Annotated in this window: 24 protein-coding genes and 4 pseudogenes; 5 read left to right on the top strand and 23 right to left on the bottom strand. The window is 58.8% G+C overall.

The window, feature by feature from the left end:
- Positions 1–36 precede the first annotated feature (36 nt).
- The 17 genes and pseudogenes from AU14_RS21765 to AU14_RS12655 form a co-directional block, all read right to left on the bottom strand.
- A complete protein-coding gene (locus AU14_RS21765) occupies positions 37–324 on the bottom strand; it encodes a flagellar basal body-associated FliL family protein (RefSeq protein ID WP_236744062.1) in 288 nt (95 codons plus the stop codon).
- A gap of 8 nt (positions 325–332) precedes the next feature.
- Positions 333–551, bottom strand: coding sequence for a flagellar basal body-associated FliL family protein (locus AU14_RS21760; protein ID WP_236744061.1), 219 nt, complete (start codon positions 549–551; stop codon positions 333–335).
- Between the two features lie 205 nt (positions 552–756).
- Positions 757–1,383 (bottom strand): flagellar hook-length control protein FliK, encoded by a 627-nt coding sequence (locus AU14_RS21755; RefSeq protein WP_236744060.1) that lies wholly within the window; start codon positions 1,381–1,383, stop codon positions 757–759.
- Between the two features lie 71 nt (positions 1,384–1,454).
- Entirely contained in the window at positions 1,455–1,985 is a 531-nt protein-coding gene (locus AU14_RS21750; RefSeq protein ID WP_236744059.1) for a hypothetical protein, read from the bottom strand.
- Positions 1,986–2,099: 114 nt separating this feature from the next.
- Positions 2,100–2,447 (bottom strand): Hpt domain-containing protein, encoded by a 348-nt coding sequence (locus AU14_RS12715; protein ID WP_041341342.1) that lies wholly within the window; start codon positions 2,445–2,447, stop codon positions 2,100–2,102.
- Positions 2,448–2,471: 24 nt separating this feature from the next.
- A complete protein-coding gene (locus tag AU14_RS12710) occupies positions 2,472–4,238 on the bottom strand; it encodes a PP2C family protein-serine/threonine phosphatase (RefSeq protein WP_041341339.1) in 1,767 nt (588 codons plus the stop codon).
- A gap of 26 nt (positions 4,239–4,264) precedes the next feature.
- A complete protein-coding gene (locus AU14_RS12705) occupies positions 4,265–4,570 on the bottom strand; it encodes an STAS domain-containing protein (RefSeq protein ID WP_041341335.1) in 306 nt (101 codons plus the stop codon).
- Positions 4,571–4,697: 127 nt separating this feature from the next.
- A pseudogene (fliJ, locus tag AU14_RS12700) lies at positions 4,698–5,135 on the bottom strand (flagellar export protein FliJ); the annotation flags it as partial.
- Positions 5,135–6,532, bottom strand: coding sequence for a flagellar protein export ATPase FliI (fliI, locus tag AU14_RS12695; protein ID WP_041341331.1), 1,398 nt, complete (start codon positions 6,530–6,532; stop codon positions 5,135–5,137). The pseudogene fliJ and the gene fliI, both read right to left, overlap by 1 nt.
- Positions 6,513–7,433 carry a flagellar assembly protein FliH gene (locus AU14_RS12690; RefSeq protein WP_041341329.1) on the bottom strand — a complete coding sequence of 307 codons (921 nt, stop codon included), beginning with the start codon at positions 7,431–7,433 and terminating at the stop codon, positions 6,513–6,515. Before AU14_RS12690 ends, fliI begins: the two co-directional genes overlap by 20 nt.
- Complete coding sequence (gene fliG / locus AU14_RS12685; protein ID WP_041341326.1) at positions 7,433–8,476, bottom strand: flagellar motor switch protein FliG; 1,044 nt, start codon at positions 8,474–8,476, stop codon at positions 7,433–7,435. Before fliG ends, AU14_RS12690 begins: the two co-directional genes overlap by 1 nt.
- On the bottom strand, positions 8,469–10,175 hold the full coding sequence (gene fliF, locus AU14_RS12680; protein ID WP_041341324.1) for a flagellar basal-body MS-ring/collar protein FliF: 1,707 nt from the start codon (positions 10,173–10,175) through the stop codon (positions 8,469–8,471). Before fliF ends, fliG begins: the two co-directional genes overlap by 8 nt.
- Positions 10,176–10,190: 15 nt before the next feature.
- A complete protein-coding gene (gene fliE, locus AU14_RS12675; RefSeq protein WP_041341321.1) occupies positions 10,191–10,559 on the bottom strand; it encodes a flagellar hook-basal body complex protein FliE in 369 nt (122 codons plus the stop codon).
- A gap of 270 nt (positions 10,560–10,829) precedes the next feature.
- Positions 10,830–12,296 carry a sigma-54-dependent transcriptional regulator gene (locus AU14_RS12670; RefSeq protein WP_041341318.1) on the bottom strand — a complete coding sequence of 489 codons (1,467 nt, stop codon included), beginning with the start codon at positions 12,294–12,296 and terminating at the stop codon, positions 10,830–10,832.
- Positions 12,297–12,308: 12 nt separating this feature from the next.
- On the bottom strand, positions 12,309–13,547 hold the full coding sequence (locus tag AU14_RS12665; RefSeq protein ID WP_041341316.1) for a sensor histidine kinase: 1,239 nt from the start codon (positions 13,545–13,547) through the stop codon (positions 12,309–12,311).
- 252 nt (positions 13,548–13,799) lie between these two features.
- Complete coding sequence (locus AU14_RS12660) at positions 13,800–15,251, bottom strand: sigma-54 dependent transcriptional regulator (protein WP_041341314.1); 1,452 nt, start codon at positions 15,249–15,251, stop codon at positions 13,800–13,802.
- Between the two features lie 70 nt (positions 15,252–15,321).
- Positions 15,322–15,651, bottom strand: coding sequence for a hypothetical protein (locus tag AU14_RS12655; RefSeq protein ID WP_041341311.1), 330 nt, complete (start codon positions 15,649–15,651; stop codon positions 15,322–15,324).
- 355 nt (positions 15,652–16,006) lie between these two features.
- Between AU14_RS12655 and AU14_RS12650 the strand changes: the two genes are divergently transcribed.
- Together AU14_RS12650 and AU14_RS12645 are read left to right on the top strand one after the other, a co-directional pair.
- Complete coding sequence (locus AU14_RS12650) at positions 16,007–16,507, top strand: DUF6586 family protein (protein WP_041341308.1); 501 nt, start codon at positions 16,007–16,009, stop codon at positions 16,505–16,507.
- Positions 16,508–16,552: 45 nt separating this feature from the next.
- Positions 16,553–16,813 (top strand): hypothetical protein, encoded by a 261-nt coding sequence (locus AU14_RS12645; RefSeq protein ID WP_041341306.1) that lies wholly within the window; start codon positions 16,553–16,555, stop codon positions 16,811–16,813.
- A 21-nt stretch (positions 16,814–16,834) separates the two neighbouring features.
- Here AU14_RS12645 and AU14_RS12640 read toward each other — a convergent pair.
- Together AU14_RS12640 and lexA are read right to left on the bottom strand one after the other, a co-directional pair.
- Positions 16,835–17,325: pseudogene (locus tag AU14_RS12640) on the bottom strand (cell division inhibitor SulA).
- Positions 17,326–17,366: 41 nt separating this feature from the next.
- Positions 17,367–17,978, bottom strand: coding sequence for a transcriptional repressor LexA (lexA, locus tag AU14_RS12635; protein WP_041341298.1), 612 nt, complete (start codon positions 17,976–17,978; stop codon positions 17,367–17,369).
- Between the two features lie 207 nt (positions 17,979–18,185).
- Between lexA and AU14_RS12630 the strand changes: the two are divergent.
- The 3 genes and pseudogenes from AU14_RS12630 (at position 18,186) to AU14_RS12620 (ending at position 20,635) form a co-directional block, all read left to right on the top strand.
- A pseudogene (locus tag AU14_RS12630) lies at positions 18,186–19,185 on the top strand (amidoligase family protein).
- Entirely contained in the window at positions 19,178–19,936 is a 759-nt protein-coding gene (locus tag AU14_RS12625; protein WP_041341295.1) for a gamma-glutamyl-gamma-aminobutyrate hydrolase family protein, read from the top strand. Before AU14_RS12630 ends, AU14_RS12625 begins: the two are co-directional and overlap by 8 nt.
- 3 nt (positions 19,937–19,939) lie before the next feature.
- Complete coding sequence (locus AU14_RS12620; RefSeq protein WP_052472045.1) at positions 19,940–20,635, top strand: SIMPL domain-containing protein; 696 nt, start codon at positions 19,940–19,942, stop codon at positions 20,633–20,635.
- A gap of 2 nt (positions 20,636–20,637) precedes the next feature.
- On the opposite strand, the gene AU14_RS12615 is transcribed toward AU14_RS12620, so the two are convergent.
- The 4 genes and pseudogenes from AU14_RS12615 to AU14_RS12610 all read right to left on the bottom strand — a co-directional run bounded on the left by AU14_RS12615 (position 20,638) and on the right by AU14_RS12610 (position 26,165).
- The gene (locus AU14_RS12615) at positions 20,638–23,361 is read right to left on the bottom strand and encodes a translocation/assembly module TamB domain-containing protein (protein WP_236744058.1); all 2,724 of its coding nucleotides are present in this window, start codon (positions 23,359–23,361) and stop codon (positions 20,638–20,640) included.
- Positions 23,362–23,408: 47 nt separating this feature from the next.
- Positions 23,409–23,972 (bottom strand): hypothetical protein, encoded by a 564-nt coding sequence (locus tag AU14_RS21745; RefSeq protein ID WP_236744057.1) that lies wholly within the window; start codon positions 23,970–23,972, stop codon positions 23,409–23,411.
- Positions 23,973–23,989: 17 nt separating this feature from the next.
- The gene (locus AU14_RS21740; protein WP_236744056.1) at positions 23,990–24,415 is read right to left on the bottom strand and encodes a hypothetical protein; all 426 of its coding nucleotides are present in this window, start codon (positions 24,413–24,415) and stop codon (positions 23,990–23,992) included.
- A pseudogene (locus AU14_RS12610) lies at positions 24,412–26,165 on the bottom strand (autotransporter assembly complex protein TamA). Before AU14_RS12610 ends, AU14_RS21740 begins: the two are co-directional and overlap by 4 nt.
- Between the last annotated feature and the right edge of the window lie 146 nt (positions 26,166–26,311).

Below are 26,311 nucleotides of genomic sequence, written 5' to 3'. Positions count from 1 at the left end.
AGTCCTGCCCCTGAGATGCCTTACCCGCTCGGGGTCCTATTGCACCACAAAATTTCTGAACAATACCCGCTTGATGGCGGGCTCGCCTTCCTGTTCCAGCACCTGGTTAACCGTTGTCGACATTCGTTCGGCCAGGCCCTGACGCCCTTCCGGCGTCTGTAAATCCTCAAACTTACTGCTGCCCAGAACCGTCACCAACTGGCTCCGGATCAACGGCATGTGCAATTCCGCTGCGGCCAGGGCCTGCGGGTCCGTTGCCTCCAGGGCCAGGTACACCTGGGCGTATCGCTGGCGGCCCCCGCCGGCCTGCACTGTGGTCACCACAGCCTTTTTCAGCTCAACGTAAGTGCTGGGTATGAACGTTTCTTCTGCGGTTTCTTCGGTGGCTTCGCCTCATCGCTGGCCATGCCCGGCAGACTGCCGCCGAGGAACCAGAGCGTGCCCACGATTGACAGCGCTATTGCCAGGACAACAATGATCACCAACATGATGATCATTTTCAGTTTGCCTTTCTGGGCCGGTTCCGCTGCAGGTTCGTTATTTTCAGCCATAGTCTTCGCTTTGCCAGAAATCCGTCGGACGGAGGGTTTTTCCGCGACTTTTATGAATCCGATGCAAAGGGTGGGCCAGAAAACCCACTCCTCCCGTCAAGAACAGCAGTTTAGCGTTGCGCGGGAGGATGGGCAAAACAGATTGGAGAGAAATCTCGAAAGTCGGAATCACTTACAGTACAGGGCAGAGAACGAACCCCAGCTGTCAGGCGAAGACGTCAACTTCGCCCTTCCAGCTCAGGTCCAGACTTCCGGCCTGAATGTCGGCCTCATCGGCGTCGGCCAACAGGGAATCACCCGAGTTGCCACCCTTGCCACTGCCCTGCTCCTCGCCCGAGGACTGTTCACCGCTGCGCTGCTGCGGCGAATCGGAGACGTCGAACCGAGCCAGGTTCAGGCCCTGTTCTCCCAACATGTCACGGAGTCGGTGAGACTGCTGTTCCAGCTGCTCCCGGACAATCGGATTGGCTGAGTGCACGGTGATGTTGGCCTGCTCGTTCTGCACCCGAACTTTTACTTCCATCGGCCCCAGGTCCGCCGGTGTCAGGTGGATTTCAGCCACTGACATATTTCTGGCGGTCAACCAACTGAGCTTGCCCACCAGTTTGTCGCCCCAGTCGGCCTGGCCAACCGGCGTATCAATGGAGGTGGCATAGCTTTTCAACGGCACGGCAGCCTCGGCAGGCACCTTGGCCGCAGAGGCATTCGCAATTTGCTGGCTTGCTACTTCCAGACTGGACTGAAAACGACCAGAGGCAATCAGGCTAGCAGGATCAGCAGGCCGGCTGGTTTCTGAGCCAACGGTAGCGGCCAACGCTTCTGTCAGCTGCAACCCGGCGGTCAGTCCAGGGGAACTCTGTCCTGCCTGACCGATCTGTCCCGGTTTACCTCCCGAACCCGCGTTCAGGCACCGGCGACAGGCATCAGTGTGGGCAGCGGCTCAGTGGTACCACTCACCCCAGCCGCCTTGCCGCTGACCGCCATGCCCGCCATTCCTGACGCCGGGGCCAGCAAGGCCTGGAGTTCGGCAAACGTCGGAGGGACAACAGTTTCTTCCAGACCTTCAACGGCCTCACCCGCCGCCTTACCGGATTCTTTACCAACCTCAACCTTACCGGTGGAGCCAGTAGCAGGTTCGTCCGGAGCGCTGTTATCGGCGCTAACCTTGTCGGCATTGTCTGCTTTCTTGCTGTCGGCCGCCGCCTGCTGCTCAGCCGGCTTCGCAGATCGATCATTGTCGGCCTTGCGGGCATCGTTTGCAGCCTGCTCTGATCGCCGATCGGATTCCTGACGGTCCAGGCGTTTTTGTTCTGCGCGGGATATCGATTCGTAACGGCTTTCGCCATCCGGCTCCCTGGCGGAACCGGAATTCGAGGAGTTAACGTCAGTTTTCATCCCTGGTGCGGGAGTCTGGGGAAGAACCATCTGGGGCATGGCAACCTCTTGCCGCTTTCGTCTCTGAGACACCCAAACCTTGCCGGCTTAGCGCTGGTTTGGGGGCTGTTTCCTTGAGATCTGCAAAAGCGATGCCAAACAAACAATCGCTTCTCAGCGAACCATGAACTTCTCGAGCAGTTCGGTCACAGTGCGAAATTCCGCCTCAATGGCTTCAATGATGGCTGGCAAGTCAGCCAATTGCTGCTCTTTTCCGGCGCTTTCGGCTGCCCGGCACAACTCGCCCAATTGCGGCGCGCCAATGTTGATGCAGCTGCCTTTGAAGCTGTGGGCCGTGTGCGCCAATGCCTCAGCGTCCTGCTCACTGGCCGCCTGTTTCAAGCTGGCGATTCGCTCACGGGAATCGTACAAGAACGTGCGCATCAGTACGTCAAATTCATCCTCCATGACATCCTGAAGCTCAGCCAGTGCCTCGTCGTCAAGGTGCGGTTTTTCAGTCATACCTACTCCCTGTTCGTAAACCGGTCACAGCCGGTGTGATGACGCCGGATTCGATGAGTTACCGGCAGCCTCCCAATCAAAAATGATCTCAACCTGATTTCCCTGCTGGTGAAACGTGACGGATTCAGCCAGCCGCTTCAATAATAAAAGACCGCGACCGGCGTAGCGCCCTGCCTTTCCGGGCCTCAGGTCTGATTCAAGGATGGAATGGTTGTGGAAATCGAAGCCCGAGCCACTGTCTTCACAGACAATGCGCAGCCGCCCGCCGGATGGTGTCATGGAGTGGCTGAGACTGAACCGGATAAAATGCCCCTCAACCCGGCTCAACCGGCGGCGACGCTCTTCGTAGTACTGGTCGAAGCCATCGGCCGACTGTTTCCAGTGCGATGGCAGCTCCAATACACCGTGTTCCAGTGCATTGCTGTAGAGCTCTGCCAGCAAAGTGTAGATCTCGCCGCTCTTGCGCCTCAAGCCTGGCACTTCCATGCAGATATGCAGCAGCAACGGCAAGGGGCTGAAATCCCCGAGGGTGCGTTCACGGATTTCATACTCGCAATGCCACTCCATTGGCCCGGGCAGCGGTGACGGCTCAGTCCGATCCTGAATAATGGAGATGCCAACCTCGTCGACCATCTCGACACTGCACATGGTCAGATCGTCAGTGTCGGCAGCGCTCGCGGAAAAATTCTGCACGGCCTCCAGTACGGCGTCAAATGGATGCTGATTCACCGTCCGTGATTCCAGCGCCCACTGAATGCCCGAGTCCCCAAACAACCGGCCCTCAGTGTTGCGGGACTCCAGAAAGCCATCGGTCAGCATCAATAAGCGGTCGCCTGGCTCAGTGGGCAGGATGTCCATGCTGTCGTCAAATCGGTCTGAAGAAAGAATGCCGAGCGGCAAATGCCGGGAAGGCACAAGCTCAAGGGCGCCGTTGGCCCGCACCAGCCAACCATCAGGCAGACCACCATTCCACACCTGCAGTTGGTTATGCTTGAAATCGGCCTCGATCATGCCGCCGCAGCAGAACATGCCCGGCGGCAGGATCTGTTTGAGCTTTTGATTAAATTCCCGCAGCACATCTGCACCCTTGAATCCCTTGGTGACCATGCCATAGAAAATCTCTGCCAAGGGCATGGCACCGATGGCCGCGGGCAAGCCATGACCGGTAAAGTCGCCGATAAAGACCAGCATGCCCCCGGCCGGAAACGGTGCCGCAAACAAGACATCGCCGTTGAACAGGGCCAACGGTGAGGCGTGGTGACGAATATTGAAGGCGTCCAGGCAACCGGTGTGAGCCACGTTATCGAAGACCCTTTTCGCGATCTCCTGCTCCTGCAACAACTGCTCGTTGCGCTCCCGGATCAGATCCCGCTGACTGGACAGGGCCCGGTGCATCAACCGCATGCGATTGAATGCATTGATCTTGGCCTCAAGGATAACCCGGTTGTAGGGCTTGCTCAGGAAGTCATCACCACCGGCATCCAGGCACTTGGCCAGCTCCTCAGCCTCGGACAGTGACGTCAGGAAAATCAGCGGAACCATCCGTTCGCCCGCCAGAATCTTTATCTGCCGGGCCGCCTCCATGCCGTCCATGACTGGCATCAGGGCATCCAGCAACACGATATCGGGATCGCAGTCCTGGAACAGCTGAACCGCTTCCTGGCCATTCTTCGCCTCGAAAACAACATGCCCCAACCGGCGCACCAGCGCGGTCAAAATAAGGCGGTCAGTTTCGCTGTCATCGGCAATCAGGATGGTGAGCGGTTTGGGTTCCGCAATGGATTCTTCCACGATGGACTCCGGGCAGTGCGCATGAATCAGCGGATGGCGAACAACTGCTCGAAATTGGAGATGGACAGGATCCGACGGACGTCGTTATTGCAGTTTTCGATGGAAATGCTTGCGCCATCCCCGCCGGCGTAATCCCGGAGCAGGAGCAACATACCAAGCGCGGAACTATCCAGATAGGTGGTATCCGACAAATCAACGATGTAGTAGCGAATACTTTCATCACCGTGCTCGTAAGCATCACGGAAGGCCTGATGGGTGCTGAAGTCGAATCGACCCACAATACTTATGATCAGAGTCTGGCTGTCTTCACCACGACGTGTCTGAATCGGCATTCCCGAACCTCCGAAGGGTTTCTTTGTAGCTTGAACGACCCGGTTCCGGGCGAATCTTCTTGGGGTAAGGATAGCCCAACACGACTAAATTGCACTGGTCAGAATCCAACGTTTTACAACCTTTATCGCGCCGGCGAACAAAGGCCCGACCCGCCGCTTCATCGGCCAGTTTCTGTTCACTCAGGTCCTGCTCACGCTGCTCCTGCTGGCGACAGGTCTCGATGTACTTCTCCATTCCCCGCTTGCGCTCGTAGGCTTGCTGCCATTCGGCCCGCCGGGCGTCGAAGACTTTCTCGGCCTGGTCGAGCTGTTTCTGCTGCTGAACAATGACCTGATCGAGCTGGGCGATAAAAGCCTGCCAGGACTGCAGGCGGCGCACGTCAACGACACCCTGCTGGCTGTTACGAATCTGATCCCGATATTCCTGTTGGTACTGGTTCAGGTTATTGACCTGCTCCCGCTGCTGCTCTGCCAGTTTGCGAGCCTCACCCATGCGCTCGAGCGCCTCTTGCTCCTTGCGCTCCTCCAGGGTTAACACGACTTCCAGGCGCCGGGAACGAAGCATCAGCCTCTAGCCCCAGAGCCGCCGGGCGGGGAATTCACCGCCGCCGATTTGATGCGATCAGGTGACCGCCGCTCCGGCACCACCGCAAGCAACTGCTCAATGCTGTCTTTCAGCGGAGCACTCTCATTCAGCCCTTGCTGAAGAAACTGGCGCATATTGGCGATGTGGGCGATAGCAAAATCCGTTTCCGGATCCGAGCCCTTGACGTAGGCGCCAACACTGATCAGATCCCGGGCCTGCTGATAGCGGGAATAAACCTGTTTGAACCGTTGGGCGCGGGCAAAGTGTTCGGTTTCGGTGACCTGAGGCATAACCCGGCTGATGGAAGCCTCGACATCAATGGCCGGATAGTGACCCTCTTCCGCCAGGCGGCGCGACAACACAATGTGGCCATCGAGGATCGCCCGGGCGGCATCGGCAATGGGATCCTGCTGATCATCCCCCTCGGTCAGCACGGTGTAGAACGCGGTGATCGAACCACCACCGGGCCGGCCATTACCGGTACGCTCAACCAGCTGGGGTAATTTGGCGAAGACAGAGGGCGGATAGCCCTTGGTTGCCGGCGGCTCGCCGACAGCCAGGGCGATTTCACGCTGGGCCTGGGCGTAGCGAGTGAGTGAATCCATCAACAACAACACCCGCTTGCCCTGATCCCGGTAATACTCGGCGATTCGTGTGGTCAGCATGGCTGCACGCAAGCGCATGAGCGGGGAATCGTCGGCAGGCGACGCCACCACCACGGATCGGGACAGGCCTTCGTCACCCAGGATGTCCTCGATGAATTCCTTGACCTCCCGGCCCCGCTCACCGATCAGGCCCACCACGGTAATATCGGCATCGGTAAACCGGGTCATCATACCCAGCAGCATACTTTTACCCACACCACTGCCGGCAAACAGCCCCAGGCGCTGGCCCTGGCCAACGGTCAGCAGGGAGTTGATGGCACGAATACCGACATCCATGGATTGCCGCACCGGCGCACGGTTCAGTGGGTTGATGATATCGCCGGTCAGCGCTACCCGGGCTTCAGCCTGCAACGGCCCTTTGCCATCCAGCGGCTCGCCACTGCCGTCCACCACACGCCCGAGCATCTGCGGACCTACGGGAACGCGACTGGCAGCCGACACCGGCACCACCCGGGCACCCGGCTTGAGGCCATCAATGGCGGTGAGTGGCATCAGATAAACCCGGTCGTCCTCGAAGCCCACCACTTCCGCTTCAATGGTGCCGGCGCCTTGACTCTCAATGACACACCGATCGCCCACCACCATGGGGCAACCAACACACTCCAGGGTCAGTCCGACCATGCGGGTAAGCCGGCCGGACAACTCCGGAGTTGGTTCGTCACCCAGAAAATCCTGGAACTTATTGAGCCGATCAGCCAGACGTGAGGTCATCGCCTGCGTCCTTGTCGTCGTTCGACTCATCCTGCGGCTCGTCCTGCGGAGAGGGGACTTGCGGAGAGAGGTCTTGCGGTTCGGGAGTGCTCAGCACGTCGCGCTGAAAATCGGTGAGATCGCCCATCAGGGCATCCAACTCTTCCACGTCGCCAGCCTCGCCATCGTCGGCTTGCTGCGCCAGCATGCTCTGGACGGCGCGCTGAAAACGCTTCTCAACGGTGAAATCCACCAGGCTGTGGCGGGTTTGGACGGTGCAGCCACCGGGCAAAATGGTGTCGTCGGCAACGACCGAGGCGGTCGAATCCAGCCGCGCGGTCACTTCGCGCACAAAGGTTTCGTCGTCAGGGTGGATATGAATGCGTAGGTTTTCAGCGGTTGATGGCAACGCCGCCAGGGCCTTCCGTACCACACTCTGAATCTGGGACGAATCCAGGGACAACTCCCGGAATACCACCGCCCGTGCCAGGACCGTGGTGAGATTCACCAGCGCGGTTTCCACCTCGTCTTCGTGGCGGCGAATTGGCAGCAGCAGTTCGCTCATGAGATGTTCAAGGCGATCGAGCTTGGTGTCGATTTCCTTGCGGGTTTCTTCATAGCCCTGTTTTTCGCCCTGCTCCCAGCCTTCGGCGACGCCAGTCTGAAGCCCTTCCTCGTGGCCCTCAGCCTTACCCTCGGCCAGTCCGGCCTGGTATCCCGCTTCCCGGCCCTCGTTGTAGCCGTCCTCGCGCGCCGCCTTGCGGATCTCCCCGAGGTCGGCGGCGGTCAAAGGTTTGACGTCACGCTCCTCTTCCCGGGCAATTTCATTGCCACGGGCATCCAGCAGGGGCAACTCCCAGCGTTCGTACGCGGTCAGCTGCTCCTTCGGTATGCGGTTGAGATCCTTGGAGGAATCTTTCATCACATCATTTCTTCGCCGGCACCGCCGAGTGAGATTTCACCCGCTTCAGCCATCCGTCGGGCCACGGTGATGATGTCTTTCTGTGCTCCCTCAACCTCGCTGACCTTAACCGGGCCCTTGGCCTCCAGGTCATCCTGCAGCAGCTCGGCAGCGCGCTTGGACATGTTCTTGAAGATCTTTTCCTGAACCGCATCGTCGGCGCCCTTGAGCGCGACCACCAGCACTTCGGAAGACACTTCCCGCAGCAGCGCCTGGATACCGCGATCGTCGATATCCTTGAGGTTGTCGAAGACAAACATCAGGTCCTCGATGGTCGACGCCAGATCCGGGTCCATGTCCTTGATGGAATCCATCAGGTTGCCTTCGATGCTGCGATCCATGAAGTTCATGATGTCGGCCGCACGCTTGATACCGCCAATCCGACTGGTCTGCGCGGCGGAGCCACCGGAGAACTGTTTCTCCAGAATGTCATTCAACTCCTGCAGGGCCTGGGGCTGGATACTTTCCAGGGAGGCCACCCGCATCATCACATCGAGCCGGACCTTGTCGTCCAGGGTGGCGAGAATTTCGGCGGCCTGATCCGGGTCCAGATAGGAGATAACGATGGCCTGAATCTGAGGGTGCTCGTAACGAATGATGTCACCCACGGCACGGGGTTCCATCCACTTGAGGGTGTCCAGACCGGTGGTGTTGCCCCCGATCAGAATTCTATCAATCAGGCTGGCAGCTTTATCGTCGCCCAGGGCCTGGGTCAGCATGGCACGGATGTAATCGTCATTGCCCACGCCGAGACCGGTCTGGCCGCCCACGGCGTCAACGAACTGGTTCAGCACAAAGGTAACGTCGTCTTTACTGACATCCTTCATCTGGGCCATGGCCACACCCACACGCTGGACCTCTTTCGGGCCCATGTGCTTCAGCACCTGTGCTGCATCGGCCTCGCCCAGGGACATCAGCAGGATAGCGGCCTGCTCGACCCGCGAGATTTTGCGCTGCGGCTTCTGGGGGGCGCCGGCTCCTGGCTGGTTATCTTGATCAGTCATCAACGTTCACCCACTGGCGCATGACCTGGGCAACCCGGGCGGGGTCTTCTGCTATCAGGCCTTTCAAAGAATTCAGTTGCCTATCATAGCTGTCAGTGGCGCCGGGCAAAAGCAGATCGTCCTGGCCCGACATAGCCTGGCGCAATTCCTGGCCGCCTTCGATGCTGTCCAGGTCGCCGTAGCCACGATCGCTGTCGGAACCACTGCGCTCACGCTGACCGCTACCGGACAAGCTCTTCAGGGTCGGGCGCAGCAAACCCAGCACCAGGACCAGGATAACCAGGCCGGCCAGCACCTGCTTCATCAAGTCCCAGAACCAGGGCTGCTCCCAGAATCCCGGGGCCTCGAATTCAATGGATTCTTCCGGCGCAAAGGCGGTGTTCATTACCGTAACACTGTCACCACGGGCCGCAGAATAGCCGACCGCATCCCGCACCAACATGCTCAGGCGTTGCAGCTCCTGCTCAGGCCAGGGCTGGAAACTGACTTCACCGGTTTGCGGATCCACCACCTTCATGTCGTCCACGGCCAGCGCGACGGTCACCCGCTTGATACGCCCCAACTCCTGACGCACGTAGCTGACGGTACGGTCCATTTCATAGTTGCGCGTTGCTTCGCGCCGGACATCCATGGGCTTTGCCGGAGCAGCTTCTTCACCGTCGCCGGCGGCGGCTTGCTCAGGCACAGTGGCGTCGGCCGGAGGCTGATTGGACAGCGCACCCGGAATACCCAATGGCCCTGCTCCGGACACCCTCTGCTCGGTCATTTCCCGCTCACTGCGGACCGCCTGCTGTTCGGGGTTAAACAACTCTTCCGCCTGCTCCACCGAGGAGAAATCCAGATCCGCGGAAACTTCGGCCCGATACCGGCCTTCACCCACGATGGGTGAAATCAGCGATGTCACTCGCCGGCTCAGTCGTTCTTCGACCTTCGAGGTGTACTCGTACTGATCCTGCATGCGGTCGGTTTCGCCGCCGCCTTCCTGGCCCGTGAGCAGGCTGCCATTCTGGTCCACGACCGTAACGTTGCCTTTTTTCATCATCGGGATGCTGCCGGCTACCAGGTTCACCACCGCATTGATCTGCTCCTGCTCCGGACGACGACCGGCAAACACCTCGAGGAATACAGAGGCGGATGGCTCGCGGGCGTCCCGGACAAACACCGAACGCTCAGGAATGGCCAGGTGCACCCGGGCACTGCGAACGCCGCGCATGGCACTGATGGTACGGGCCAGTTCACCCTCCAGGCCGCGCCGATAACTGATTGTTTCCATGAACTGCGAGGTGCCCAGACCGCGATCCTGATCCAGCAGCTCGTAGCCCATGGTTTGCTGATCCGTGACACCCTCGGCGGCCAGCTTGAGGCGTGCACTGTAGACCTGATCGGACGGAACCAGCAGCGCACCGCTTCTGGGATCCATCTTGTAGTCGATACCGTTACTTTCGAGGATGGTGGTGACGTCTTGGGGGTTGTACGAGGACAGGTCACCCACTACCGGCTGGTAATTCGGCTCCTGCGCCCACAACACTACGGCAACGCCCAGCGCCACACTGGCCGCCAGGCCGACCATAAGGCCAATCTGACGCAGAAGGTTCAGACGATTAAAGCCCAGGAACATATCGCTGCCGCTCTCAGGGCCATCGGATGCCTGGGATGCCGGAACATTGGAAGACGTGGTTTGTGCAGGAACGCTGGCCATTGCTCTGCTCCGTTATCAGATCGGCATGTTCATGATGTCTTCGTAAGCGCGAACCACCCGGTTACGAACCTGGGTCAGTGCTTCGAAGGAGACAGAGGATTTCTGGGCCGCAATCATCACTTGGGTGATGTCCACATTGGGATCGCCCATATCATAGGCGGTCCGGAGTTCGCCGGTGGTCTGCTGCAGTTCATTCACATTATTCACCGCCTTGCCCAGCATATCGCTGAAGGTCGATGTTTCCTGTGTTTCCTGAACCTGGCGCGGGCCGTCAATTCGACCTCGCACCGACTGATCCTGCTGGATTTGCTGATTCTGCATCATCTGGGAACGCAGTGAGCGAATGTCTGACAGGACGCTATTGATGTCGGCACGCTGGACCATAACTCTCTCCCAATTCCGCCGCTAGCCATGGCGGAGTTACTCATGGAATTATATTAATGTAATAAAAGCAATCGGCGGGCCAACTAAACTTTAACGATATATATCAGAAAGTTAATTAGTAATTCAGGGAGCGGCGATCAGCGTGCGACGGAGTTTTGACAGCGCTGAAGCGATTACAGGAGGCGCCTGTAGGAAGCGCCCGGAGCGACATTAAGGTCCATAAAAAAGGGCACTCATATGAGTGCCCAATGAAGGAGTCTTTAACAGAGGTCAGGCCGTGGCCAGTTCGGTATCCAGATCGATACCTGCATCGCGCATTTGAGCAAGCTTGTAACGAAGGGTCCGCGGGCTGATGCCGAGCTGCTCCGCTGCGCGATTTCGACGCCCACGCTCCTGCTTGAGTGTCTGAATAATGATACGGAACTCCTGTTGGCGCAGATCACTGCCCAAGGAGCTGGCCGCCGAGGGCTCATCGGCACCGAGTGCCGGCAGTTCATCGTCCGCCGACTGACCACGCAGGTAGCCCTCCGATGCGCCGGCCTGTTCAACACCTTCTTCAGGTGCTGGCCTTGCTGCAACCGGTGCGGGCGAGACGGGCCGACCAGTGATGCCGAGCTCCAGGCACAGATCACCGGTATGAATAACATTGCCCTGCTGCAGAACCAGCGCCCGCTGAATCGCGTTATCCAGTTCCCGCACGTTGCCGGGCCAGGGATGACCCATCAACGCGTTTTTTGCATCGGCAGCGAAGGTGATGCCAGTCAGCTTCATCTTGCTACAGTGCTTTTTCAGCAGCGACGTGGCCAACGGCATGATGTCCAACGGACGTTCGCGCAAGGGCTGCCAGTGCATCGGGAACACGGTCAGCCGGTAGTAAAGATCTTCCCGGAATTTGCCTTCGCGAACGTAATCGCCAAGATCGCGGTTGGTGGTCGCAACCACCCGGACATCCAGGGTGATAGTCTTACGACCACCGACGCGCTCTACCTCTCGCTCCTGCAGCACCCGCAGCAACTTGGATTGCAGCCCCAGGTCCATTTCCGAAATTTCATCCAGCAGAATCGTACCGCCATTGGCCTGCTCAAATTTACCCGGCGAGGCTGCCACCGCGCCGGTGAACGCGCCTTTCTCGTGACCGAACAGGATCGCTTCCAGCATGTTCTCGGGAATGGCCGCACAATTGATGGCAACAAACGGCTGTTCAGCCCGGGGAGACTGCTGGTGAATAAAGCGGGCCAGCACCTCCTTGCCGGTGCCACTTTCGCCCGAGATCATCACCGTCGAATCACTGCCGGCCACCTTGGTAGCCAGCTGGAACATGCGTTTGCTGATCGGGTCTTCGGCCACAGGCGCATCCGAGGACTTCTGACGCACGCCGCCGGCGATTTTGCTCACCGCCTGCACCAGAACCTGAGGCTCAAACGGCTTGACCAGATAATCGATGGCACCAGCCTGCATGGCGGAGACCGCGTGACTGATCTGACCGTAGGCGGTAATCAGCATCATCGGCAGGCCCGGGTACAATCGCTGCACTTCGGCCAGAAGTTCATGGCCAGACAACCCCGGCATGTTGACGTCGCTGACCACCATGTCCACCGGCGCTTCTGCCAGGCGGGCCAGCGCCTCTTGGGCATTGGCTGCCTCGCGCACCCGGAACTTGGACAGCTCCAATGTGGTCACCAACGCCTCACGCAGGTCATGGTCATCCTCAACGATCAGAATCTGGGCCTTGGCCATGGTTGCCTCCGATTAAAAGTTATTCTTCAGTTGCGGCAGGCGCAAGGTGGCAACCGCGCCACCCTGCCCCAGCGCTTCAATATGGAACTGGCCCTGATGGGCCTTTACCACAGCCTGGACAACCGCCAGGCCGAGACCGGTACCGTGGGACTTGGTGGTGTAGAACGCTTCCAGTAAACGCCCAGCCTCCGCGGACGGGAATCCCGGGCCATTGTCGACCACCCGGATGACCAGCTCACTGCCCTCGGCCACCACCTGCACGGCAACCGCAGTGGCGCCGGCTTCCAGGCTGTTATTGACCAGGTTGGTGCAAGCTCCGACCAGCGCATCGCGGTTACACATCAACCGGCAATCGCCAGAAACCTCGTCCACAATCGATACCGTGGTTCCTGCATTCAGTTTCAGACCCTCTACCGCAGAGTCCAGCGCCGATACCAAGGTCTCAGCGGACAACTCCTCCGCCAGCCGGGTCTCACCACGGGCGAAAATCAGCATGTCGCGCACCTGCTGTTCCAGGTGCGTGAGACGGGACATCAAGCGGGACGCGCAGCGCTGGCGCATCTCTTCATCAAGATCTTCCTGGCTCAGATGGCCGCCATATAAAATGGCTGCTGACAGAGGAGTACGGATCTGGTGCGCCAGCGAAGCCACCATCTTGCCCATGGCAGACAAGCGCTGGGCATGAGAAAGCTGCGACTGGAGCTGGCGGGTTTCTGTCAGGTCCGTCAGCAGGATCAGCTGACCGGGTTGGTTTTCCATGGTCCGGATTTCAATGCTCACCCGGCGACCGTCTTTCAGGGAAACTTCGTGGCCATCGTCCCGACGCGGTGCGAAACACCGACGGATAACATCTACCCAACGCTCGCCGTCGAGAGGCTCCCCCAACAGCGAAATGGCCGCTGGGTTGGTCTGGGTCACAACACCCTGACTGTCCAGTACCACCACGCCCGCAGGTAGTGCCTTCAGCAGTGTCGACAGGCGGTCAGCAAGTTGCTCTTTTTCTTCCAGTTCCTGCTGGCGCTGCATGGTTTCCTGGGACAGCTCACCGGATAGCTGATTCACCCGGGATTCGAGGGTACGGTAGGAATCGGTAATCTGCCGGGACATGCGGTTGAACAGCTCCAACGCCGAATCTACCGCCTCGTCGTCCTGCTCCGGGAACAGGGCCGTGACCTTATCGTTGACGTCTGCCGCTGCATTCGCCCCGGCCTTCTGTGCCTCGGACTGGATAACAAAATGTGCCTGACTCATACCTTCGCCCCCTGACCGGCCCAACCGTTAGGCCGCACCATTCGGATTATTCGTTTGCAGGGATAGTAAGCCAGCACCGTGCCAACTCAGTTTTTTCGTTAATTATCAGTAAGAAAGGAAATCCAAAAGACAGACCGTGACGGTTTTACGTCGGCCAGAAACGCGAACGGCGCCATCGGTTACAAACCTTTGACGCCGCAATTCAGGAGGGCCCCGGGGCTTTCTGTCGCCAGAAAGTGCCCCAACTCATACTCAGGATTCTTCCGGCTCTTCTTCTCTGAGCCCGTACTTTCGAACCTTCTCCACCAGAGTGGTTCGCCGGATCCGGAGCTTCTCGGCCGCCCGGGCGACCACACCACCAGCCTCATCCAGAGCCTGCTGGATCAGCTGCTTTTCCAGATTCGACAGGTAATCCTTCAGATCGATGCCATTGACCGGCAGCAGCGCTGGTGCATCCAGCCCCACCAGGCCCGGAATTGCCGATGGCATTCCGGTGTCTTCCACCGGGCGGTTCTCGTCGTAGTCGTCCACGTACCGGAACTTCTTTGGCAGCTCCTGGACGCCAATCACCCCGTACGGATGCATGATGGCCAGCCGCTCCACCAGGTTCGCGAGTTCCCGCACATTGCCCGGCCAATTGTGGCGACACAGGCTCATGATCGCCGCTGAATTCATCCGCAACGAGCCACGCTTTTCCTTTTCCATGCGCGCGATCAGCTCGTTGATCAGCAGCGGGATGTCTTCCACCCGCTCACGCAGTGCCGGCATTTCGATGGGGAAGACGTTCAGGCGGTAATACAGATCTTCACGGAAGTCGCCGGACTCGATCATGTCTTCCAGATGCTTGTGGGTCGCCGCAATGATCCGCACATCCGCAGACAAGGTCCGGTTGCTGCCAACCCGCTCAAAGGTCCGTTCCTGAAGCACACGCAGAATCTTGACCTGCATGTTCAACGGCATGTCACCGATTTCGTCCAGGAACAACGTGCCACCCTCTGCCATTTCAAAGCGCCCTACCCGTGCCGTAATAGCACCCGTAAACGCCCCTTTTTCATGGCCGAACAGCTCGCTCTCCAGCAACTCCGCCGGAATAGCGCCACAGTTCACCGGCACAAACGGTTTGTCGCGGCGTGCCGAGTGATAATGCAGATTGCGGGCGACCACTTCCTTGCCGGTACCGGACTCACCGGTAATCAGCACGCTGACGTCCTTATCGGCGACCTGCTCCATCAGCTGGCGCACCTGGTGGACCTTGCGAGATGTGCCGACCAAACTCCGGAACAGCTGCAGGCCCCGTTGCTGGCCACGCTCTCGGGAACGGCTGAACTGGTCGCGATAGATTTGGGCCCGATACAGCGAATCAACAAATTTGGTGTAATTAAGCGGCCATTCCATCCGCGCGATCACCCGGGCGGTGTCTTCGGTGGACAAACCTTTGAGCGGAGGATCACCAACCAGCAGAAGTGGAACACCCTGGGTGCCCGCACAGATGGAGGCAATGGTATCGACAACGTTGTCGTCCTCGCCATTGATGACGGCAACTCCAATGTCATTAAGGCTCTCGGCATCAGCAGACTTCAGAAGCTCGAACGCGCCAGCGCCGTCAACGACCTGCTCTTCGCCAATAAACTCAAGAATTGTGACCATGTCCCTGCGTCTAGCATCATCGTCACTCAGCACGAGCACCTTGTTATTTTTGGACATTCACCAAGATCTCTTGAAGGATTTGAGCGGTATTTAAGACTCTACAGGTCTCAGAGTCAATTTTATGACGCTATTTTGGACGATTGGAAGAAACGTTTTGATACATCTTCGCAGCATTGCGATTTTGGTTTACACCTTTCAATGCATCCTGCGCTTCTTGCCGGGCCCGAACGGCGCCCTGATCCATCGCCTCGACCAGCTGCTGCATCTCCTCCAGCCGGGTCCGCACCTCATCCGCGCTCAATTCCTGAGCTTCCAGCGCCGCCATCAAGGGCTCGGCCGCAGGCTGAACCTGGCGATTCAGTTTCACGAGCCGATCCCAGTCCTGGTCGCTCAGCGCACGTCCGAGGTCTGCCATCAGCTGGTCAAAACGATCCAGGTGTTCCCGGGGATCAGCCATACTGCTTTCTCCTGTAGATGCACGTGAGGACGGATCTACGCCGCTCACAAACAAAAAATTAGATGTCAGTACGCGGCAAAAGCTGTGAAAGAGCCGCCGCAAATACCAAGATTAGCGCAATATGCCGGAAAACCGTCGTTCAAACACCTAATCCAAAACCGTATCGAGTGCAGACCTTACCTATATCCCATGGTAATTCAGAACACAGTGCCACCGAAACAGCTTACTCAGTTGCCTCCCAGAGGCCCAGTTACTGTCTTACATATCTGGGGGGAAGAAGTTTCCAGCCAAAAATGTTAAGCTGGCTGACTGACTAAACGGGTTGTATGAACCGCATCGGAATCGCAGGTAACGCATGGCCTCACAATGGCATTCACTGGTGTCGCAGAAACTGGTACTGGCGCGGGTTCTGTTGAGCCAGGCGACTTCCGGCGCCCCGCAATCGGATTACGAGGCGGCGCAGGCCCTTGGCCGTGAAGCGGTGAAACAGGGCTCCATTGAGCTGCTTTTGCGTGCTCGCGGACTTTTGCTGGTGATGACCGCTCGTCTTTACCAGCACCGCACGGAAGAACCAGCAACGCTTGATGAGCTGGCGGCGTTGATCGGAGATGAGACCAGTGAGGTCTCGCAGTTGAAGCAACTGGCAGGTCAGGCCAACAGTTGGTGGAACCATCTCGATCAACTGGCAGCATCCCAGGCTCGGCCACCGGTCACCCGCAAGTCAGTGTCTGCGGAGAACATCATTGCGGTGTCTGCCGATACCGGGCCCGACCGTTCCATCGACGCCCTGCACCAGACGCTGAACGACATGAAAATTTTTGCCGATGCCCTGGAAGAACAGCACAGCGAGTGGTAACCAACCGCTGGCACCCCAGGCCTCACTAATTGAAAGGTTTAACGAATGTCACCGTCATTTTTTGAAATTGTACAACTAAGCAACGGCGACTATGCACTGCGCCGCATTGACGACGATAGCGCACCGCTTGTGAAGATCTCTTTTTCCGATGAAGCACGGGAAATGATGGAAGACCGGGATATGAACGTGGCCAAGGCGATGATCGCCGCTGGCATTGAAGCAGTTGGCAACGTCGCCCACGACATTGACTGGGAAGACGATGAACTTGAGGCAGCCGAGCCCCAACCTTCCTACACCCTGCACTGAGACTTCTTTTAAGGCGCGGCCTCAGCGCTGCCGAAGGACCACACCATGACTGTTACCGGTCGCTGACGCCCTTTGCAGGGCCTCGAACGCTGGCTTTGCAAGCTTTCGGCTCCACAGCACCACCGCGTGGCAGGTTCCGGCACTCAGTGCCCGCTCGGCCAACTCTTGCGCTGAGTGGTCAGCGGTGGATCTCAGGACCAGCAACTCGCCGGTTACAATACCGTGCATGGTTTGCCACTTGCTCACCAACGCCTGCGGCGGATCGATCCAGGCTAACCAACGGCGCTCCTGATTGAGCTGGGTCAACATCGGCAGCAAGAGCTGGAAATTTTCAACCTGCCCTTCCGGCAGAATGATCTCGGTAACGTTGCCAGTCACCGCAGGCTCGGCTTTCTCGGTCCGGCGACGGGCGCGTATCACAGAACGTCGCTCAGCGGCCGCAGAGGCGGGACCGCACGAGACAGGGCACCGTGCTGATAAGCCATATTCTGATTGAAGCTCAATTGTTCCATGATTCACCCGCTTTCCGACTCTCTGTGGCAATCTGACAGGATCAGTGCAGATCCGACTTACGGATCACACCCACTCCCAACCCTTCGATAAACAGCTGCTGCTCGGTAAGATCCACCTCAATAGGCGCAAACTCATCGTTTTCCGCAATCAGGTAGACCTTCGACCCTTCCTTACGGAAGCGTTTGACCGTGACCTCTTCTTCACCCACTCGGGCCACTACTACCTGACCGTTGTGGACGTCCTGAGTGCGGTGTACCGCCAGCAAATCGCCGTCGAGGATACCGATATCCTTCATACTCATGCCCCGCACTCGCAGCAGGTAATCCGCTGACGGTGAGAAGAAATTAGGCTGGAGCGTGACGTGATCTTCAATGTGCTCCTGGGCAAGGATTGGACTACCCGCAGCCACCTGACCAATAACCGGCAAACCCAGATCTTCCTCTGCTTCCGGCAACCGGATACCGCGACTGGCACCGGGAACCATTTCAATGGCTCCCTTACGGGCCAGGGCACGCAAATGCTCTTCGGCGGCGTTTGCGGAGCGAAACCCAAGCTCCGCGGCAATTTCCGCACGGGTCGGCGGATAACCCGTTTCGTCCAGATAGCGGCGGATAATATCCAGCACCTGAGATTGCCTTGCTGTCAGCTTCATTGAGCTACTCCATTGCACGTCCATTACATGGATCCCGGAACCGGCGACCTTTTGCCAGCCCTGTTTTTATATACAGTAAAATGACTATATACAGTGTTTTATCCAGTGTAAAGGCCGACATCGGATTTTCTATCGCGTGCGTAACCCTTAACGTAATGGCGAGTGTGGTATGGTGAATCCACCAAAACTACCGTGCTAGGGAGTGCTATGACTCAATCCAGTGACTGCAAGATGCCAGACATCATGAACACCGAAGGTGGCGACGAACGCCGCGTCGGGATTGAGATCGAATTGTCGGGGCTCGGCTACGAGGCGCTGGTAAAACTGGTGGCGCGCTGCCTGAACGCTGAACCCAAGCTTGATTCCCGCTATGTGACCAAGCTGGCAACAGACTTGGGTGACTTCACCATTGAGCTGGATTCCGACCCGATCAAGGATCTGGATCTGGCCGATGAGCGCCTGCCTGATTCCATCCGCGAACTGGGCGGCCAGGCCATGGAAGTAATCGACGCCGCCGCTGAGCGCATCGTGCCACTTGAGATCATCAGCCCACCGGTGCCGTTTTCCCACGTGACCCGGGTGGAAGCGCTGATGGAGACACTGCGCGAGAAGGTGCACTGGGTAGTCGGGAAGCCATCTATTACGCCTTCGGCCTGCAGCTGAACCCGGAGCTTCCGGACCTGCAGCCGGGTACGTTGGTGCGTTATTTTCAGGCGTTCGCGGTGCTTTACGACTGGCTAAAATCCCGCCACCAGCTGGATATCAGCCGGAAGTTCACCACCTACATTGAACCCTGGAGCAGCAAGTACGTCGACCTATTAATGAAGGACGAGTACAACCCGGACCAGGCGCAGCTGATGCGCGATTATCTGGATTCCAATCCGACCCGGAACCGGCACTTGATCTGTTGCCGCTGTTCGCCCACCTGGACGATGAGTTGCTCAGTGAGTACGTGGTCGATCCGCGAATCAAGAGCCGCCCCACCCTGCACTACCGGCTGCCCGACTGCGACATAGATAACCCTTCTTGGCACTTTTCCAGTGTCTGGAACGACTGGGTGATCCTGGAACAGATCGCCGGCAATGCCTCGCAACTGGCCGAGCTTCGGGCGCTCTACCGGGAGAGCGGCAAGATCAACCTGCACAACCTGACACACAGCTGGCTAGAGACCACTACCGAGTGGCTAGAAAGCAGAGGTTATGTCTGAGCGCAAGGAAATGGACAGGGAAATTCCAGGACTCACCATTGGCATCAGCGGCCCGGCCCGGAAAGGAACCGCCCAGCGCCTGATCAGCCTGGGTTTGCGAATGCAGGGTGCTCGCACCCATTACATTCGCCCCGGTTCCAACACCAACGTACCGCTGCTAGATGGCCTGGTTCTGTCCGGCGGTACCCACGTGCATCCGGAGCGCTATGGCCAGCAGCCACAGGTAACTGCCCACTACGACCTGAAGCGTGACGCCACCGACCGGCGGCTATTGGAAGAGGCCGAGCGCATAGGGATTCCGGTGCTGGGTATCTGTCGCGGCGCCCAGTTTATCAATGTATTCCACGGTGGCTCCCTATGCCAGAACGTCACCCCGTTGCGGGTAAATACGCGGCATCGACCACTGCTGTTGCCGATGCAAACGGTGCGTCTGGTGACCCCTAGCCGGCTTGGGCGCCTGATGCAGTCCTCGGTGATCGGCGCCAATCGCATCCACAGTCAGGCCATCAAACGGCTAGGCGAAAATCTCCGGGTGGTCGCCCTCGACAACGATCATTTTGTGCAAGCCATTGAAAACACCCACCACCAGTGGCTGATGGGTGTGCAGTGGCATCCAGAATATCTGCTTTACCACAGCGGCCATCGTCGAATTTTTCAGGAGTTCGTCCAGGCCGCCCTGAACTTCAAGCTGAGTCGCCTGGAACCGGAAACCGAAGAGTCCGGGCTCGAATTGCGTTCACAGGAAGGATAATCGATGAACCCAAAGACCTGCCTACGACTGCTCTGCACCCCACTGGCCTTTCTACCGGTCTTTTTACCCGCGCTTGCCCTAGCCGGCGAAGTGTCACTTAAAGGAGAAGGCAGCGTACGCTATCAGCCCGACAGCGCCCGACTGCAATTTACCGCCAGTGCTGAACATGAACTACCGCAGCAGGCCACCGAACAGGTCGCCACACTCATGAGTCAGTGGCGCGAGGCCATCGACGAATACCAGGCCCGGCTTCAGGACTATTCCGACGCGAACGTGAATCTATACAGTCGAACCCTGCCCTCCCGGGACCGCGATGAAGAGCCCCGGACCCGTGCCGTGGCCTCACAAACGGTATCGTTCCAGATCAACGATCTTGCCCTGCTCAACCCCTTGCTTGAGCAGGCCCAGTCCATCGGCTTGACCTATCACCTGGGGCCGAACCAGTTTTTCCACTCCGACGAAGACGGGCTGGAACGCCAGGCCCTGGCCAATGCCATCGCCGATGCCCGTTCGCGCTGCGACTTTGTGGCCGAACAGTTGCAACAGAGCTGCGGCGAGGTGGTTTCGATCAATGTGGATGGCGGTTTCCGACCCATGCCCATGATGATGGCAGAGGCCAAGGGTAGCGCCGACACTGTGACCAACGTGGGTATCCGGGAGGTCACCGCTGCAGTCAATGCTACCTTCAAGCTGAACTGACTTCAGAAATCCCGGGTGTAGAAGATATCCAGGGAAGCGGCCAGGCCACTGGCCGCTTCCAGATAGAAATAACGGCCCAGATCATAACGCAGGGCCACGGTGGTGATCGGCTCGAACACACCGACCCCGTAACGGACACTGAGCTCCTCGGTCAGGTAGCCACTGGCCACCACTGAGGTCTGTTCGCCGCTGCCCTCCGCCTCAAGTGTCAGCCGATCAATACCAAACTCTTCCCCGAGCTTTCCGGTCACTTTATTTGCCTGGGTCAGCCCCAGGGAAATGGCAGCACCACTCATCTGACCTTCATCACCCCGACTCTCCGGTGCGCGTCCGAGAATGATGTAGGACAGAGCGTCGGTCTGGGGCATATCCGGCGTCGAAAAAACCTCGGTAGTGGGCGACTGCACCGGTCCGCTCAATCGAATACCCGCCACCACCGTGTCCACGGTGCGCACTGCTTCGATGTTCAGATAAGGCTGGGTCAAATTGCCGACGAACAGGATGCGGGCGGTACGCAGCTCCAGTTCCTGGCCAAACTTCTCGTACGTGCCGTTGACCAGCCTCAGGGTGCCCCGGGTGTCCAGGTTATTGCCAATCCGCAGCGTGCCCTCAAGATCGCCAGTTACGCCAAAGGCATCAAAGGTAACCTGATCTTCACCGACAACTACGGTGACATCCATATCCAGATTCTTGATCGTCGGCTCTTCCCGCTCCACCCCGACGATCACCTCGTCCTCGGAGACGGTAACCGCCTGCTCCGGCAGCCCCCTGATTTCAATGCTGCCGCGGGGCACGCCCACTTTACCGGCAACCCGAAGTTCGCCGCGCTGGAAGCCAATGGTGAGATCGGGCGCCAGTTCAACCTGGGCATAGGGCTCGAGGCTGAACGGAATCCGCTCACCCGAAATCCGCACCTGCCCTTCCGGAGCATCCGCCCAGTCCACCGATCCTTCCAGGATGATCTCACTGCGGTCATTACTGCGAACTTTGCCACTGATGTCCGCCGAGTATCCGTTCAATGCCAGACCGATCGCCACGTCCTCAAGCGGAATTGGCAAGGTCGGGTCAACGACACGCCCATTGGTCAGGTCCAGCTGGCCGTTCACGGCCGGCTTCATCAGCGGTCCGGACAAAGAGCCCTGGCCATCAATCCGGCCGGACACCTCTTCCAGACCGGCAAAAATACCAGCCAGGGAAATATCCAGTCCGGTTAGGCTGTACTGTCCCTCCAACTCACGCTTCGCCGATCTGGGATCGACCGCTACCTGTACTGACAACTCCCCCAGTTTCGGCCCGGCCAGCTGAACGTCGAGATCAGCCCGGTCTGGTTTCAGCTTTAAAACGGTAACAAAACGATCGTAACTGAGAGGCTCCCACGCCTCTTCCACCTGAATCTCGAACTCCCCACTGCCTGCATCGATCCTGATCTGACCGGTTGGGCCACTGTCAGGCAGGGTGACGTCAATTTCGCCATTCAGGCGACCTTGCCAGCGCAGACGCTCTGGCAGCAGGGGATCGAGGGCCGTAGCGGGGAAGTTGTTAATCCGATAGGCCAGGTCTGGCGTCGGCAGAAGGGTCTGATCCTCGGCGCAAACGGTACTTTGCTGCCAACGCCAGCAGTGCTGGCCCACCGTAAGCTCACCCTTTCCTGTCGCCGTGTAGGCCAGGGCTGCCGGAGTTTGCAGAGTCCAGCGTTGATCGTGGTCCGGAATTTCGATCAGCCCCTCGGCGAGCTCACCCTGCCAGGCGGTCCAGGTGTCACCGTCAAAACCACCCCTGAACAGCACGCGAACCGACGCGTCAGCATGCTCAAGCAGGGCTTCCAATCGATGCTCGTCACGAGTTCCTAAGACGGCAATATCCAGCGACTCGAGAGTCTGCCCCGAGGCCGCGACTTCTTTCGCCCGAATAGACGTTTTGATCCGGAGACCGGGCTTCACCGCGGCATCGACGTCCAGATTGGCGACGGTCACAGTGTCTTGCCAGGCCAGCTTTTTCGCGCTGGCAGTCAAGGTTCCGGTGGGGTCGTCAGGCGTACCGGAAACATTCAGCTCCGCATTCAGCTGGCCCGCCAGGCCCTCCAGAAGGTGACCTGGAGCCGGCAACGCCAGGTTGAACTGACCACGCAGCTGATCGCCCCAGGCCCCGGAACCCGCCAGTTCGTTCTCCCCAACCGACACCTGAAGCCCAAAGACCTCCCAGTTCCCGGAAGAGGTATCCAGGGTGCCGCTGGCACTTGCCGGTTGGTCCTGCCATTGCCCACCCAGATCCCAGCGAGCCTCGACCAGCGGAATGGCACCTTCCCGAATCTGGCCTTCAGTCTCGATATCCCCGCTTAGGCTCGCGGTGAGTGCCGGGAGCCAATAACCGGGGTTGAAATCGTCAAGTTTCAGCGCCGCCTGCCAGGACACAGGGCCAGCAAACGCCACCCTGCCCTTGCCGGACAGAGAGCCCGCCTCCGTTTCTACCCGGAGGTCGTTCAACGTGACCTTTTCCAGGTCTCCGTCCACTTCCGAGGACAGTGTTGCCTTGCCTTGAGGTCCCTCTACATCCGCCTCGACACTGGCCTGATATTGGCTTTTTGACCAGCTCACAGAGCCATCCACCCGATTCAGCGCAACAGCGGGTTTCTCGATATCCGGCAACAACGAGTACCAGGGGAAACGGTCAAGTGCCAGATCAGCACTGGCCTCCAGTCCGTCCCGCCAGCTGACCTGTCCGCGCACGCTCGCCTGTCCTTCCCCTTCCGAAGTGCGGGTAGATAGCACCAGATTCACGCCGGTGGCGGATTCGGTGTCGACTTTGCCTGACAGAGAAAGCGCGATCGGCCTTCACTGCCCGGCAAGGTTGCCTCACCTCGGGTCTGGAATCCTGAAGCCAGACTGCCATCGGCCGTCACAAACCAATTTTTCAACACCAGGGTATCGGGCACCGAATCCATGGCCCTGAACTGTTTTGACGTGATGCGGAGGCGGACCGGCAGGCTTGTATCCAGCGGTGCAACCTCACCTTCCAGCGCGGCATCCAGATAGCCACTGCTCTGCCCGGAGACCCTGAGATCCCTTACACTGCCGGTCAGATTCAAGTCGACCAACCAGCGATCACCGGACGGCGGCGGCAGGGTCGCTTGCACATGGAGGTCCACAGGCCAATCACGACGGGTTGTCACCCGGCCGGAGGCTGTCACCTGATAATCACCGAGTTGGTAGAGCCCGCGCTCCAACTGCCAGTCGGCACCTGAACCGCCAGCCGATAACTCCAGTCGATCCCAAACCCGGCTGCCATTCAGGCTGAAAAGGCCCAGGTTAACGTCGCCTACGCGGACACCAACCGGCAATTCGAACCCCGGCAGGTCTACTCCTTGGTGGGTTCTTCAGTCTTGGACGAGGGCTGAACCTGAACGTCCAGACGCTGGGCCCGGAGGGTATCGAGGCAAATCTGGGCTTGCAGCAAGCAGGAGGGGGACCAGTCAATCAGCGCCGACTCCACTTCCACATTCACACCAAAACCCTGCCAGACCACCTCGGACGCCTGCCATTGACCCAGCAATGAGCCGCGGCCGTCTGTCACCTCCAAGCCAGGGAGCTGGTCAATTACCCACGCGGTGCCAGCTTCAGATCTCAGTGCCAGCAAGATCGCCACCATCAGCACCACGGGCAACAGAATCAAAACGGCCAGGGCCACCAGCAGCCAGAACCAGCCGGATCGGCGAGCCTTATCCTGAGTGTTGGTGTCCTGACCCTCTTGGTCGGGGCCAACCGGCTTGCGCTGTTCGGTCATAATTCAGGCCCCATGGAAAAGTGGATACGCCAGCCACCGCCAAATTCCGGATTCAAGCCTTTCGCCACATCCAGGCGCAGCGGCCCCACGGGACTGATCCAACGCAGACCAATGCCGGCACCGGTAGCCAGGGGATCGAACAGATCATTGACAGCGTTACCGTGATCCACGAACAGCGCCGCTCGCCATTGGTCGGCAAACTGATACTGATATTCGACACTGCCCACCAGCAGGAAACGACCACCGACCGGAACCCCGTTTTCGTTTTCAGGCGACAGGGTTTCATAACCATAGCCGCGCACGCTCTGGTCGCCACCGGCGAAGAAACGGAGCGACGGCGGTACATCTTCGAAACTGTTGGTGGCAACGCCCCCGGCCTGAAGGCGCCCCAGGAACCGGTGATTATCAAAGATGGTATACAGCCCCTTGGCCAGCGCGCTGGCATGCAGCACATCCACAGTCGACAACACCGCCTGATGGGCGCCTGTGACATCAAACTGCAGGCGGTAACCCTTGGACGGGTCCAGTGCCGTATCGGCGTAACGCTTGGAATAGCCCGCTCCGGGTAAAAACAGGCTACTGGTGCCGGACTCCTCATCGCCAATGTTGTAGCGCTCACCTTCCAGCGCACCGACAGCACCTGAAGCCAGCCGTTGTCCAGCTCATGCTGCCATTGCTGGCCAAACGTCAGCAGTTCCGACTCAACATTCTCGATATCTTCCCGCTGATATCCGGCAGTCAGCCGGATCAGATCGGTCATGGGGGGCTCCAGCGGCAGTTCGTACCAGGCACTCACGTTCTGACGCGGCACGGACAGCTCGGTGTCTGCACCACGCTTGTGACCCATGGGGTTGATCCAATGCTCGCGCCAGTTGGCCCGGAACCGGGGCCCGACGTCGGTCGAGAAGCCCACACCTACACCGACCGATCGCGGCGGGCGCTGGGTCAAAGTTACAGACACGGGAATCACGCCATCCACGGCCTGGCTTGGCACGGCATCAATATCGACCCCTGAGAAATACCCGCTGCTGGAGAGATCCCGGTTCAGCTCGGCAATCTTGTCAGTGTGATAGGGAGTGCCGGGCTCGAAGGTAACGAAATCATGGAGCAGATCGAACTCGAAATAATGGCCCTCGGTAAAGGTGACCTCGCCCAGCTGGTATCGCTCACCACTTTCGTACACCAGAGTTACCTCAGCGGTGCGATCTTCGGGATTTACCGTCAGGCGTTTTTCAACAAAGCTGCCATCGAAATAACCCCGTTGACGGGCACGAGTCTGGATGGTGTCGCGCAGGTTATTGTACTCGCCGTGATTGAGGACATCGCCCTCGGCAGGCTGCTTGGGCAGGTTGTCGGTAAACTGGCCGTCACTCGAGGCTGCACCGCGGATTTCCACTGTACGCGACATCACCCGTACGGGTTCACCCGGCCGGATGGTCAGGATCAGTCGGGCGCCGTCATCGGAATCGCCCTCCTCCACGCGCCAGGTGATCTGAGGCTCGTAGTAACCCAGTGCCCGCAGGGCCTTGCTCGCCTGGTCGACCGCCGTCGACGCATACCGCCGCAGATTCGTAGCGTTACGTCCCTCAACCTCGCCGATAAAGGCTTCAGCGTTGGTTTTGAGTGCCGGAAAGTCGCCCTCGACTTTGACCTCGACCTGTTGAGCCCAACCGGACAGTGGCAACCACAGGATCAAAAGTGCTAGGAGCCGGCGCCGGCCTGTTGTCACAACATGGTTTCTAGAAAGCATCCGGCGGTTTCAGCGTTGGAATCGTGAGCGAAGGTTCATTCAAGCCTGCGAGTTTAACGACAGGTGGTCAAGTTAATCCGCCCCTGGTCGTCGTCAGAGCCGAAATACGCTAATCTGTCAGGAGCTTATAACGTCCTGACAGGTAA

Source organism: Marinobacter similis (genome assembly GCF_000830985.1).
Lineage (GTDB): Bacteria > Pseudomonadota > Gammaproteobacteria > Pseudomonadales > Oleiphilaceae > Marinobacter > Marinobacter similis.
The sequence above is the reverse complement of the archived record's forward strand: the minus strand, read 5'-3'. Positions and strand labels throughout refer to the sequence as shown.

Excerpts from the sequence above, each read along its gene's own strand:
- AU14_RS12625 (WP_041341295.1), top strand. The coding sequence starts at position 19,178 with ATGTCTGAGCGCAAGGAAATGGACAGGGAAATTCCAGGACTCACCATT.
- fliG (WP_041341326.1), bottom strand. The coding sequence starts at position 8,476 with ATGACTGATCAAGATAACCAGCCAGGAGCCGGCGCCCCCCAGAAGCCG.
- AU14_RS12670 (WP_041341318.1), bottom strand. The coding sequence starts at position 12,296 with ATGGCCAAGGCCCAGATTCTGATCGTTGAGGATGACCATGACCTGCGT.
- fliE (WP_041341321.1), bottom strand. The coding sequence starts at position 10,559 with ATGGTCCAGCGTGCCGACATCAATAGCGTCCTGTCAGACATTCGCTCA.
- AU14_RS12660 (WP_041341314.1), bottom strand. The coding sequence starts at position 15,251 with ATGTCCAAAAATAACAAGGTGCTCGTGCTGAGTGACGATGATGCTAGA.
- AU14_RS12690 (WP_041341329.1), bottom strand. The coding sequence starts at position 7,433 with ATGAAAGATTCCTCCAAGGATCTCAACCGCATACCGAAGGAGCAGCTG.
- AU14_RS12620 (WP_052472045.1), top strand. The coding sequence starts at position 19,940 with ATGAACCCAAAGACCTGCCTACGACTGCTCTGCACCCCACTGGCCTTT.
- AU14_RS12715 (WP_041341342.1), bottom strand. The coding sequence starts at position 2,447 with ATGACTGAAAAACCGCACCTTGACGACGAGGCACTGGCTGAGCTTCAG.
- AU14_RS12705 (WP_041341335.1), bottom strand. The coding sequence starts at position 4,570 with ATGCCGATTCAGACACGTCGTGGTGAAGACAGCCAGACTCTGATCATA.
- AU14_RS21760 (WP_236744061.1), bottom strand. The coding sequence starts at position 551 with ATGGCTGAAAATAACGAACCTGCAGCGGAACCGGCCCAGAAAGGCAAA.
- AU14_RS12645 (WP_041341306.1), top strand. The coding sequence starts at position 16,553 with ATGTCACCGTCATTTTTTGAAATTGTACAACTAAGCAACGGCGACTAT.
- AU14_RS12665 (WP_041341316.1), bottom strand. The coding sequence starts at position 13,547 with ATGAGTCAGGCACATTTTGTTATCCAGTCCGAGGCACAGAAGGCCGGG.
- AU14_RS12650 (WP_041341308.1), top strand. The coding sequence starts at position 16,007 with ATGGCCTCACAATGGCATTCACTGGTGTCGCAGAAACTGGTACTGGCG.
- AU14_RS21740 (WP_236744056.1), bottom strand. The coding sequence starts at position 24,415 with ATGACCGAACAGCGCAAGCCGGTTGGCCCCGACCAAGAGGGTCAGGAC.
- fliI (WP_041341331.1), bottom strand. The coding sequence starts at position 6,532 with ATGACCTCACGTCTGGCTGATCGGCTCAATAAGTTCCAGGATTTTCTG.
- AU14_RS12655 (WP_041341311.1), bottom strand. The coding sequence starts at position 15,651 with ATGGCTGATCCCCGGGAACACCTGGATCGTTTTGACCAGCTGATGGCA.
- AU14_RS21750 (WP_236744059.1), bottom strand. The coding sequence starts at position 1,985 with ATGCCCCAGATGGTTCTTCCCCAGACTCCCGCACCAGGGATGAAAACT.
- fliF (WP_041341324.1), bottom strand. The coding sequence starts at position 10,175 with ATGGCCAGCGTTCCTGCACAAACCACGTCTTCCAATGTTCCGGCATCC.
- lexA (WP_041341298.1), bottom strand. The coding sequence starts at position 17,978 with ATGAAGCTGACAGCAAGGCAATCTCAGGTGCTGGATATTATCCGCCGC.